The sequence below is a fragment of the Herbidospora yilanensis genome, assembly GCF_001570565.1.
GTDB classification, from domain to species: domain Bacteria; phylum Actinomycetota; class Actinomycetes; order Streptosporangiales; family Streptosporangiaceae; genus Herbidospora; species Herbidospora yilanensis.
The window spans coordinates 363,705-375,059 of sequence record NZ_BBXE01000015.1 but is presented as its reverse complement, the minus strand read 5'-3'; the positions used below and the strand labels follow the sequence as shown (position 1 = coordinate 375,059).

Below are 11,355 nucleotides of genomic sequence, written 5' to 3'. Positions count from 1 at the left end.
TCCTCCCCTCGGGTGACGGTGGCGCGGTAGGCGGTGCTGGCGGTCAGCAACTCGCGGTGGCTGCCCTCGGCGGACGTCCGGCCGTCTTCCACGTAGAAGACGTGGTCGGCCCGGTCGAGCACGAGCGGGCTCGTGGTGACGACGAGGGTGGCCCGTCCGGCACGGGCCTTGGCGAGGCGTTCGGCGATGCGGGCCTCGGTGTGGGCGTCGACGGCGCTGGTCGGCTCGACCAGGATCAGGATCTCCGGGTCGGCGGCCAGCGCCCGTGCGAGCCGGAGCCGCTGCTGCTGGCCGCCGGAGAACTCCCGCCCGGCCTCGGCCACGTGGGTGTCCAGGCCGTCGGGCAGCGCCTCGACGATGTCCTCGGCGCAGGCGGCGTACACGGCCGCCTCGACGTCGCCGTGGCCCCGCACGTCGAGCTCCTCCCGGAGGGTGCCGGCGAACAGCGCGGCGGCGTTGTCGGCGACGAGGATGTGCTCGCGCACCGCCTCCATGGACATGCCGGCCAGCGGCACGCCCCCGAGCGTCACCCGGCCGTCGGAGTAGCGGCCCAGGCGGTCGGCGATGGCGCTCGCCTCCTCGGGTGTGGCCGCGGCGAGCGCGGTGACCACGCCCTCGCGGAGCACGACGCCCGACTCCTCGTCGCGCAGGTCGCCGTGGCGGGCCTGGGCGGCCCCGCCGGTGATCTCGGGCTCCAGCGACAGGATGCGGACCACCCGCTTGGCCGCCACGACGCCCTTGGTCAGCTTGTCGGCCGCCTCGGTGAGCGTGCGCAGCGGGGCGATCAGGAAGACGGCGTACCCGTAGAAGGAGACCAGTTCGCCCGCCGACAGGTCGCCCGCGAGCGCGAAGCGGGCGCCGAGCCAGGTCACGCAGGCGATCAGCAGGCCGGGCAGCAGCACCTGGGCGCCTTCGAGCAGCGACTCGACCGAGGCGACCCGCACGCCCGCGGCGCGGGTGCGCTGCGACTCGGCCCGGTAGCGTTCGGCGAACACCTGCTCGCCGCCGATGCCGCGCAGCACGCGCAGCCCCGAAACGATGTCGCCGGCCCGGGTGGCGAGGTCGCCCTGGAGGTCGCGCTGGGCGTGCTGCCTGCGGTGCAGCGGCCGGAGCAGGGGGCTGATCGCCAGCGCCATCAGCGGCACCCCGATCAGCACGAGCAGGCCGAGCGGCAACGAGGACGACAACATGATGACGGTCACCACGACGACCGAGACGACCGCGCCGGCGCCGCGCAGGATGATGTCCATCGCGTTGCCGATGTGGGCGATGTCGGAGTTGCCGACGCTCACCACCTCGCCGGTCGAGAGGCGTTTGGGCAGGGTCGCGCCCAGGCGGGTGGCCTGGCGGCCGGTGAGCTGGACGGTCTTGTAGGCGGCCGAGAGCCAGGTGTAGACGGCGCAGCGGTGGCGCAGGACGCCGGTGAGGGCCTGCACCACGCCGAGCGCGAACAGCACCGCCGACCACCGCACGAGTTCACCGGTGTCCCGGGCGATCAGCGCGTTGACGCCGAGCCCGAGCGCGGCCGGGATGAGAGCCTGGGTGGTCCACCACACGAGTGCGTAGGTGATGCCGAGCCACATGGGCAGGCCCTGTTCGCGGGCCATCCACCAGAGGTATCTGCCGGGGCCGCGCGTGTCTGGTTCGCCGGGGTCGCCGGCCGGAAGAGCGCGCATCCCGCAAGCCTGGCAATCTCGCTGAACGGCCGTCCAGCCATTTACGTCAACGCGGGTTGACACGAGCCATGGCGTCAACCTACATTGACACCATGAACGAGACAGCGCAGCTCGCCTCCGACGCGAGCAGCCGTGATCCCTCGATCGGTCTGCGGGCCGTGAGGGCACTGCGGATCCTCGTCGACCGCCTGGAGGCCCTCCAGGTCGAGAACGCCCGTGAACAGGGCTGGTCGTGGCAGGACATCGCCGTCCACCTCGACGTCACCAGACAGGCCGTCCACAAGAAGTACGCGGGCGGGCGCGGCCTGCTCAGACGGGGAGACTGACGATGTTCGAACGATTCACCGACGACGCCCGCCGGGTCGTCTCCGCCGCCCAGGTCGAGGCCCGGCGCCTGAACCATCCGCGCATCGGCACCGAACACCTCCTGCTGGCCATGCTCCAGGACCCGGAGTCACTGGCCGCCCGCGTCCTCACGGGCCTCGACCACGGAGGCGCCGAGGCCCGGCTCCGCGACATCCTCAACCAGCCCGGCGGGCGGCGCGGGCACGAGCTCGACGCCGAACTCCTCAGCACCATCGGCATCGACCTCGACGCCATCAGGGAGAAGGTCGAGGAGGCCTTCGGGCCCGGGGCCCTCGACCGCGAACCGGTCCGCGACCACCGGGGCCTCCTGCGCAGCGGACGGCACATCCCCTTCGGCCCGCGCGCGAAGAAGACGCTGGAACTGTCGCTGCGCGAGGCCATCGCCCTCAAGCACAAGGCCATCACCGACGGGCACGTGCTGCTCGGCGTGATCCGCGAGGGCGGCGGGCTGGCCATGCAGATCATCACGGAGGCCGGCATCTCCCCCACGCGGGTGCGCGAGGCGCTCGTACAGGAACTGAGCAGCCCGGCCAGATGAAAGCACGATCCCCCGCCAAAGACCGGCCATTTGGACCTTGGCGGGGGATCGAGCGCACCTGTCCCTACCCAGACTTGCGGGATGCTCTCAGGTAGTCGGCGTTCATGCGAGCGATCGTGTCGAGAGGAATGCCCTTCGGGCATACCGCGGTGCACTCGCCGGTGTTGGTGCAGCCGCCGAAGCCCTCCTCGTCCATCTGCTCGACCATGGCGCGGGCCCGGGAGCCCCGCTCGGGCTGACCCTGCGGGAGCAGGCCCAGGTGGGTGATCTTCGCGGCGGTGAACAACGAGGCCGAGCCGTTCGGGCAGGCCGCCACGCAGGCGCCGCAGCCGATGCAGGTCGCCGCGTCGAACGCCGCGTCGGCGTCGAGCTTCGGCACCGGGGTGGCGTGGGCGTCGGGCGCCGACCCGGCCGGGACGGAGATGAAGCCGCCCGCCTGGATGATGCGGTCGAACGCCGAACGGTCGACCACCAGGTCCTTCACCACGGGGAACGGCCGGGCCCGCCAGGGCTCGATGACGATGGTGTCGCCGTCCTTGTAGTGGCGCATGTGCAACTGGCACGTGGTCGTGTTCTTCTGCGGGCCGTGCGCGACGCCGTCGATCATCATGGAGCACATGCCGCAGATGCCCTCGCGGCAGTCGTGGTCGAACGCGACCGGGTCGTCGCCCGCCAGGATGAGCCGCTCGTTGAGCACGTCGAGCATCTCCAGGAACGACATGTCCGGGGAGACGTCCTCGATCTCGTAGCGCACCAGCCGCCCGTCGTCGTCGGGGCCGCTCTGCCGCCAGACCTTCAGGGTGAGGTTCACTTGTAGCTCCGCTGGGTCATCTTCACGTACTCGTACTGGAGGTCTTCCTTGTGCAGGACCGGGCCGTCGGGGGTGGACTCCCAGGCGGCCACGTAGGCGAAGTGCTCGTCGTCGCGGAGGGCCTCGCCGTCGGCGTCCTGCGACTCGGCCCGGAAGTGGCCGCCGCACGACTCGGTGCGGTGCAGGGCGTCCAGGCACATGAGCTCGGCCAGGTCGAAGAAGTCGGCCACCCGGCCGGCGCGTTCGAGGGCCTGGTTGAGCTCCTCGTTCACGCCGCTCACCTTGACGTCGCGCCAGAACTCCGCGCGCAGCTCGGGGATGCGCTCCAGGGCCTTGCGCAGCCCCTCCTCGGTCCGCTCCATGCCGCAGTAGTCCCACATGAGCTTGCCGAGCTCGCGGTGGAAGGAGTCGGCGGTACGGGTGCCGTTCACCGACAGCAGCTTCTCGATCCGGTTCTTCACCGCGATCTCGGCCTCCGCGACCTGCTGGTCGTCGATGGCGTCGAACCTGTGCGCGTCGGCCAGGTAGTCGCCGATGGTGGTCGGCAGCACGAAGTAGCCGTCGGCCAGGCCCTGCATCAGCGCGCTCGCGCCGAGACGGTTGGCGCCGTGGTCGGAGAAGTTGGCCTCGCCGATCACGAACAGGCCCGGGATGGACGACTGGAGGTCGTAGTCGACCCAGAGCCCGCCCATCGTGTAGTGGACGGCCGGGTAGATGCGCATCGGCTGGGTGTACGGGTCCTCGCCGGTGATGCGCTCGTACATCTCGAAGAGGTTGCCGTACTTCTTCTCCACGGCCTCGCGGCCGAGGCGGGCGATCGCGTCGGCGAAGTCGAGGTAGACGCCCAGGCCGCCCGGCCCGACGCCGCGGCCCTCGTCGCAGACGTTCTTGGCGGCGCGGGAGGCGATGTCACGCGGCACCAGGTTGCCGAACGCCGGGTAGATGCGCTCCAGGTAGTAGTCGCGCTCGTCCTCGGGGATCTCCCCCGCCGGACGCTGGTCGCCCTTGTGCAGCGGAACCCAGACGCGGCCGTCGTTGCGCAGCGACTCCGACATCAGGGTCAGCTTCGACTGGTATTCGCCGGAGACCGGGATGCAGGTCGGGTGGATCTGCGTGTAGCACGGGTTGGCGAACATGGCCCCCTTCTGGTGGGCCCGCCAGATCGCCGTGGTGTTGCAGCCCTTGGCGTTGGTCGACAGGAAGAAGACGTTGCCGTAGCCGCCGGTGGCCAGCACGACCGCGTCGGCCAGGTGGGTCTCGACCTCGCCGGTGACCATGTCGCGCACCACGACGCCCCGGGCGCGGCCGTCGCTGACGATCAGTTCGAGCATCTCGTGGCGGGTGTGCATCTCGACGGTCCCGGCCGCGATCTGCCGCTCCAGCGCCGAGTAGGCGCCGAGCAGGAGCTGCTGGCCCGTCTGGCCGCGCGCGTAGAAGGTGCGCGACACCTGGGCGCCGCCGAAGGAGCGGGTGTCGAGGAGGCCGCCGTACTCGCGGGCGAACGGCACGCCCTGGGCCACGGCCTGGTCGATGATGTTCACCGACACCTGGGCGAGGCGGTAGACGTTCGACTCGCGGGCGCGGAAGTCGCCGCCCTTCACGGTGTCGTAGAACAGGCGGTAGATCGAGTCGCCGTCGCCGCGGTAGTTCTTGGCGGCGTTGATGCCACCCTGCGCGGCGATCGAGTGGGCCCGGCGGGGCGAGTCCTGGTAGCAGAACGACTTGACCTTGTAGCCGAGCTCGCCCAGGGTCGCGGCGGCCGAGCCGCCCGCGAGGCCGGTGCCGACCACGATGACGTTGATCTTGCGCTTGTTGGCCGGGTTGACCAGGCGGGCCGAGAACTTCCGCTTCTCCCAGCGGTCTTCGATCGGGCCCTCGGGCGCCTTGGTGTCCTTGATCGGCTCACCTTCGCGGTAGTTCATCGCACGACTCCAAACGTGATCGCCAGCGGGACGACCAGGAAACCGATCGTCAGCAGGGCGCTCAGACCGGTCGCGCCCGCCTTCAGCACGGGGTGACGCCGGGCCAGGCCGAGGGTCTGCAGGGCGCTCCACAGGCCGTGCCGCAGGTGCAGGCCCACCATGACCACCGAGATCACGTAGAACACCGTGATGTACCACCGCGCCGGCTCGAACCCGGCGACCATCCGGTCGAACGGGGTGGCCGCGTGGCCCTCGGGGTTGGCCACGCCGAAGGTCATGTCGAGCAGGTGGTAGATCACGAAGAAGAAGATGATCACGCCGCCCCAGCGCATGGTGCGGGTGGCGTAGCCGTCGGCCCTCGACCTGACCTTGGCGGCGTACTTGACCGGACGGGCGTGCGCCGCCCGGCGGGCCAGCACGATCGCCGAGTACATGTGGGCCGCGATCGCGACCACCAGGCCCGCTTCGAGAAGGGTCAGCAGGCCCCGGTGCGGCAGCAGCGGGTAGCCGACCTCGCGGAGCCAGGCGGCGTAGCCGTTGAACGACTCCGCGCCTGCGAAGATCTTCAGGTTTCCGGCCATGTGCGCGACCAGGAAGAACACCAGGACCGCACCCGACACGGCCATGACGGCCTTGAGAGAGTTCGACGAGACCCGGCGCCGGGATCGCCGGGGCCGGGAGGGTATCTGGGTGACCGGTTCGGTGGCCTTGCCCCGGTCGATAGTGGCAGTCACGCCCAGAACGCTAGGAATCCGGTCTCGTGACGTCCAAGTCATCGGGGTTCTGGTTTCGATAGCCCCTGGCTATGCGCTCTGGCCTGGCGCGGAAGACCTTCGGGCCGGGGTGATCCCGTGCGACGAATGTCACAGCCGTACAGTGATGAGCTGTGCAGTTGCAGCAGCTCGCCTATTTCGTGGCGGTGGCGGAGACGCGCCACTTCACCCACGCGGCCGAGCGGATGCGGGTGGCCCAGCCGTCGCTGAGCAAGCAGATCAAGACCCTGGAGACCGACCTCGGCGCGCCCCTGTTCAGCCGGGCGCGCGGCAACGTCACGCTCACCCCCGCCGGAGAGGCCCTGCTGCCGCTGGCGCGGCGCATGCTGGCCGACGCCGAGACGGCCCGGCGCGAGGTCGCCGAACTCGCCGGGCTGCGGCGCGGCCGGGTCAGGCTCGGGGCCACGCCCTCGCTCTGCGCGGGGCTGCTGGCCGACGCGCTCGCCCGGTTCCACCACGACTATCCGGGGGTGGAGATCCAGGTCGAGGAAGGCGGCTCGCGCGACCTCGTGCGGGCATTGGCCCGGGGGCAGCTCGACCTGTCGCTGATCATCCTGCCGCTGCAGAGCGACGACCCGTCGCTGGTGACCGAGGAGATCCTCCGGGAGCACCTCGTCGTCGCCTCCCCCGCCCATCTGACCACCCGCCGTTCCCACGTGCGCATCGACGAGCTGCGGCGGCGTCCGCTGGTGATGTTCCGGCGCGGGTACGACCTGCGTGAGGCCACCCTCAACGCGTGCCGCCAGGCGGGGTTCGAGCCCCGGTTCGCCGTGGAGGGCGGCGAGATGGACGCCGTGCTCCGGTTCGTCGAAGCCGGGCTCGGGGTGGCCGTGGTGCCGTCGATGGTGCTCGACGGACGACCCGGCCTGGTGGGCGCGCCCCTGCTGCCCGACCTGCGCAGAACCGTCGCGCTGGCGCACCGCAAAGATGTTGAGCCGACGCGGGCGGCCCAGGCCTTCAGGGCCGTTCTCCTGGGCTTCCTCGTCGAGGCGACCCGCGAGGGAACGCTCCCCGAAGGCGTCGAAGCGCTCCCCCAGCACTAGTGGCCTGTCGCTACTATTTGGGGTGCCCTCCTCTGGAAAGAGGCCTTCGTGCCCGCTCTCTCCCATGGTCTGCCCGACCTCGTCACCCTCCTCCTGATCGAGGACGACGCCGAGGACGCTTTCCTTGTCGAGGAGCTGCTGGCCGACGCGCAGAAGCCGCCGAAGATCATTTGGGCCCGCAGCCTCGCCGAGGGACGCGACCGGTTCACCGCCGAGGTGAACTGTGTCCTCGTCGACCTGTCGCTGCCCGACGCGATGGGTCTCGACGCCGTCCGTCAGGTGACCGCCATGGCGCCCGACACGGCCGTGGTCGTGCTGACCGGCCTCAACGACGTGCAGATCGCCATCGACGCGGTCGCGGCCGGCGCCGAAGACTACCTGATCAAGCAGGACGTCGACGGCAAGCTGCTGGCCCGCGCGATCCGCTACGCCATGGAGCGCAAGCGCGGCGACATCGCCGAACGCGAGCTGGTGGAGCAGCGCCTGATCCGCGAGGAGACCGCCCGGCTCGAACACGGGCTGCTGCCGACCCCGATCCTGCACACCGACGCGCTGGTCCACCAGTCGACCTACCTGCCCGGCCGCGAGGCGGGCCTGCTGGCGGGCGACTTCTGGGACACCGTCCAGACCGCCGACGGAGCGATCCACGTCCTGGTCGGAGACGTCTGCGGGCACGGGCCCGACGAGGCCGCGCTGGGCGCGGCGCTGCGCATCGCGTGGCGGACCCTCACCCTGGCCGGGCTCGACGGCAACGGCGTGCTGCGGACGATGGACTCGGTGCTGCGGCTGGAGCGCGGCTCCCCCGAGATCTTCACCACGCTCGTCACCGCGACGATCGCCCCCGGCCTCGACTCGGCCCGGCTCTACGTGGTCGGGCACCCGCCGCCCGTGGTCATCCTCGGTGACGACGTCGAGGTGGTCACCGAGGTCCCGTCGGGTCCGCCGCTCGGGATCTTCCCCGACATGGAGTGGGTCCCGGTCGACATCACCCTGGACGGGCCCTGGTCGCTCCTCTTCTACACCGACGGGCTGATCGAGGCCACCGTGGGCGACGGCCGCGACCTGCTGGGCACCGAAGGCCTGATCCGTTTGGTCCGCGAGCAGGGCGGTATCTTCCTCGACCAGTTGATCGAACAGGTCAAGACCATGCACGCCGACGCGCTGAGCGACGATCTCGCGGCCGTCGCGCTCTCCCGGAGGTGACATGAGCAGGACCATCCGTCCGCTCGCCCCGCCCAAGCCGCCACGCGGGCTGGGAAAACTCCCCGCGGGCCGCTGGTTCCTCCTGGTCGGCGCGATCGTGACGCTGCTGTTCGCGGCGTCGATCGCGTTCACCCTCCAGACGATGAACGACACCCGCGAGGCGCGCGCGACGCTCATCGAGGTGATCGACCCGCTCGTGCTCCACACCCTGGAGATATCGACGTCGGTCTCCGACGAAGAGAGCACGGTGCGCGGCTACGGCCGCACCAACGAGGCCTTCTACCTGCAGGACTACGACGACGCCGAGAAGGCGTCGGCGACCGCCAAGGCCAAGATCGAGGCGCTGCTGCCGAGGGCCCCGGAGGTCCGGCAGGACAGCGACCGGCTGTTCGCCGCGATCGAGAACTGGCGGCGGGTCTACGCCGAGGAGATCGTCCGGCAGGTGCCCGCGACCGGCCGGGACACCGCGTCCAACCTGGCGGCGGTGAACACCGAGGCGTTCGGCGCCGTCCGCGGCGCCCTGGCCGCCCAGCAGGACCACCTGACCCTCCTCCACGGCGACGCCGCCTCCCGGCTGGAGCGGGGCTGGGACGTCTTCTACGGCGCGCTCGCCAGCCTCGCCGCCGTCCTGCTGCTCGCCGCGATCGCCTTCGCCCTCCTGGTGCGCTACGTCGTCCTGCGGCCCGTGGCCGCGCTCCAGTCGCAGGTCCGCAAGGTCGCCGCGGGCGACTTCGACAGCGAGCTCAAAGTGACCCGCCCGGCCGAGATGGCCGAATTGTCGGGCCACGTCGACGCGATGCGCCGCCGGGTCCTGCGCGAATGGCGGCAGACCCAGCAGGCCCAGCAGGCCCTGGCCGACCAGGCGGCCGAGCTCAAGCGGTCGAACAGCGAACTGGAGCAGTTCGCGTACGTCGCCAGCCACGACCTCCAGGAGCCCTTGCGCAAGGTCTCCAGCTTCAGCCAGATGCTGGAGCAGCGCTACGGCGACCAGCTCGACGACCGGGCCAAGCAGTACATCAAGTTCGCCGTCGACGGCGCCAAGCGCATGCAGCTCCTGATCAACGACCTGCTCGACTTCAGCCGGGTCGGCCGGGTCACCACCGACCGCGTGCCGACCTCGACGGCCGACGCGCTGCAGACCGCGCTCGACAACCTGGCCGCCCGCATCGAGGACAACGGCGCCACCGTCGTCCACGAGAACCTGCCGGTCGTCAGCGGCAACAAGCTGCTGCTCACCCAGCTCTTCCAGAACCTCGTCGGCAACGCGATCAAGTTCCGGTCCGAGGAGCCCCCGAAGATCGTGGTCACCGCCGAGCGCAAAGACGGAATGTGGGAGTTCGCCTGCTCCGACAACGGCATCGGCGTCGACGCGAAGTACGCTGACCGCATCTTCCTCATCTTCCAGCGCCTGCATCCCCGCGACGTCTATCCCGGGACCGGCATCGGGCTGGCGCTGTGCCGGAAGATCGTCGAATATCACGGTGGCCGGATCTGGCTCGAAGAGCACCCCGAGCACAAGGGCACCACGTTCCGCTTCACTCTGGAGGCCACTGATGAATGAGCTGCGCTGGATCGACGTGCTGCTGGTCGAAGACGACCCGGGCGACGTGCTGCTCACCCAGGAGGCCTTCGAGCTGAACAAGGTGCGCAACAAGCTCCACATCGTCAACGACGGCGAGCAGGCGATGCGGTTCCTCCGCCACGAGGACGAATACGCCGGCTCGGCCCGTCCCGACCTGATCCTGCTCGACCTCAACCTGCCGCGTAAGGACGGCCGCGAGGTCCTGGAGGAGATCAAGGCCGACCCCGAGCTGCGCTCGATCCCCGTCGTGGTGCTGACCACGTCGGAGGCCGAGGAGGACATCGTCAGGAGCTACAAACTCCACGCCAACGCGTACGTCTCCAAGCCGGTGGATTTCGACCAGTTCATCCGGGTAGTACGACAGATTGATGATTTCTTTGTGACTGTCGTAAAGCTCCCGGGAAACTCCCAGCGCGGCTCATGATCGAAAGCGAGACGCGGACGGCCGCAGGCCGGTCGTGGCTCGCGTCCCGCCTCTTTTTAGACAACGTGACAGGAATCACAGGCCAGAAGTCAGTGACCCTCCTCACACGTATCTATGACATGGTCGTAACGTAGCCCCCACCAATACGGCGTGGCGACGCGGCGGTTCGGCGCGAGCCGCCCAACACGGCGTCACGCGGTCAGTTCCGGTGGAAGGTCTCCGATGACCCAGCAGACGGCCGAGAGCCCGGCCAGAAAACAACGCGCTCAGCTCAAGGTGCGTACGCTCCGCACCGACCGATGGTGGCTCGCTCCGGCGCTCACGTTCGCCGGTCTCACCTTCTTCTTGATCTACGGTTTCTGGGCGATCTTCGACAAGAGTTACTTCGTCGAGCCCTATATCGCGCCCTTCTCCTCGCCGTGTCTGACGACGGCGTGCCCGGAGGGCGCCCGGTTGTTCGGCTGGGCCCCGATCGGCGACTGGTTCACGCTGCCGCCCGGTCTGATCATCCTCGGCCTGCCGGCCGGTTTCCGGTTCACGTGCTACTACTATCGGAAGTCGTACTACCGCTCGTTCTGGCTGAGCCCGCCCGCCTGCGCCGTGGGCGAGCCGCACAAGAAGTACACCGGCGAGACCCGTCTCCCGCTGGTCATCCAGAACGTCCACCGCTACTTCTTCTATGGCGCGATCCTGATCGGCGCCGTTCTGAGCTACGACGCGATCCTCGCGCTGATCCACAAGCCCGCGGGGCTGGGCACCTGGATCCTGCTGGTCAACGCGGCCCTGATCGTGCTGTACACGCTGTCGTGCCACTCGTGCCGGCACATCACCGCCGGGCGGCTGAACCACTTCTCCAAGCACCCGCTGCGCTACCGGGCCTGGACCTTCGTCTCCAAGCTCAACGCCAAGCACATGCAACTGGCGTGGGCGTCGCTGTTCTCGGTGATGATCGCCGACTTCTACGTCCGCATGGTGGCCAAGGGCGTCATCACCTTCCCGTTCGCGTAAGGACTGTTC

11 protein-coding genes are annotated in these 11,355 nt (G+C 69.7%); 7 read left to right on the top strand and 4 right to left on the bottom strand.

Annotated elements, in window-relative coordinates; genetic code table 11:
* On the bottom strand, nucleotides 1-1,676 hold a 1,676-nt coding region (locus AW273_RS08025), incomplete at its 3' end, for an ABC transporter transmembrane domain-containing protein (RefSeq protein ID WP_062346738.1).
* Between the two features lie 92 nt (nucleotides 1,677-1,768).
* Here AW273_RS08025 and AW273_RS08020 point away from each other — a divergent pair.
* Together AW273_RS08020 and AW273_RS08015 are read left to right on the top strand one after the other, a co-directional pair.
* Nucleotides 1,769-2,002, top strand: a complete 234-nt coding sequence (locus AW273_RS08020; protein WP_030451855.1) for a hypothetical protein — start codon at nucleotides 1,769-1,771, stop codon at nucleotides 2,000-2,002.
* Between the two features lie 2 nt (nucleotides 2,003-2,004).
* The gene (locus AW273_RS08015) at nucleotides 2,005-2,580 is read left to right on the top strand and encodes a Clp protease N-terminal domain-containing protein (RefSeq protein WP_062346737.1); all 576 of its coding nucleotides are present in this window, start codon (nucleotides 2,005-2,007) and stop codon (nucleotides 2,578-2,580) included.
* A 64-nt stretch (nucleotides 2,581-2,644) separates the two neighbouring features.
* Here AW273_RS08015 and AW273_RS08010 read toward each other — a convergent pair whose 3' ends face one another.
* The 3 genes from AW273_RS08010 to AW273_RS08000 are packed head-to-tail and all read right to left on the bottom strand — an operon-like array spanning nucleotide 2,645 to nucleotide 6,047.
* Nucleotides 2,645-3,391 carry a succinate dehydrogenase/fumarate reductase iron-sulfur subunit gene (locus AW273_RS08010; protein ID WP_062346735.1) on the bottom strand — a complete coding sequence of 249 codons (747 nt, stop codon included), beginning with the start codon at nucleotides 3,389-3,391 and terminating at the stop codon, nucleotides 2,645-2,647.
* Nucleotides 3,388-5,313: a fumarate reductase/succinate dehydrogenase flavoprotein subunit gene (locus tag AW273_RS08005; protein WP_062346732.1), complete on the bottom strand. Its 1,926-nt coding sequence runs from the start codon at nucleotides 5,311-5,313 to the stop codon at nucleotides 3,388-3,390. Before AW273_RS08005 ends, AW273_RS08010 begins: the two co-directional genes overlap by 4 nt.
* Nucleotides 5,310-6,047: a succinate dehydrogenase cytochrome b subunit gene (locus AW273_RS08000; RefSeq protein WP_369409032.1), complete on the bottom strand. Its 738-nt coding sequence runs from the start codon at nucleotides 6,045-6,047 to the stop codon at nucleotides 5,310-5,312. The genes AW273_RS08005 and AW273_RS08000 overlap by 4 nt, the downstream gene beginning before the upstream one ends.
* A 152-nt stretch (nucleotides 6,048-6,199) precedes the next feature.
* Here AW273_RS08000 and AW273_RS07995 point away from each other — a divergent pair, with 152 nt between their 5' ends.
* The 5 genes from AW273_RS07995 to sdhC all read left to right on the top strand — a co-directional run bounded on the left by AW273_RS07995 (nucleotide 6,200) and on the right by sdhC (nucleotide 11,346).
* Nucleotides 6,200-7,129 (top strand): LysR family transcriptional regulator, encoded by a 930-nt coding sequence (locus AW273_RS07995; RefSeq protein WP_062346731.1) that lies wholly within the window; start codon nucleotides 6,200-6,202, stop codon nucleotides 7,127-7,129.
* A gap of 48 nt (nucleotides 7,130-7,177) precedes the next feature.
* Nucleotides 7,178-8,332 (top strand): PP2C family protein-serine/threonine phosphatase, encoded by a 1,155-nt coding sequence (locus AW273_RS07990; RefSeq protein ID WP_062346729.1) that lies wholly within the window; start codon nucleotides 7,178-7,180, stop codon nucleotides 8,330-8,332.
* A 1-nt stretch (nucleotide 8,333) separates the two neighbouring features.
* On the top strand, nucleotides 8,334-9,893 hold the full coding sequence (locus AW273_RS07985; protein ID WP_062346727.1) for a sensor histidine kinase: 1,560 nt from the start codon (nucleotides 8,334-8,336) through the stop codon (nucleotides 9,891-9,893).
* Nucleotides 9,886-10,338: a response regulator gene (locus AW273_RS07980; RefSeq protein ID WP_157555633.1), complete on the top strand. Its 453-nt coding sequence runs from the start codon at nucleotides 9,886-9,888 to the stop codon at nucleotides 10,336-10,338. Before AW273_RS07985 ends, AW273_RS07980 begins: the two co-directional genes overlap by 8 nt.
* Nucleotides 10,339-10,560: 222 nt before the next feature.
* Entirely contained in the window at nucleotides 10,561-11,346 is a 786-nt protein-coding gene (sdhC, locus tag AW273_RS07975) for a succinate dehydrogenase subunit SdhC (protein ID WP_062346725.1), read from the top strand.
* Nucleotides 11,347-11,355 lie beyond the last annotated feature (9 nt).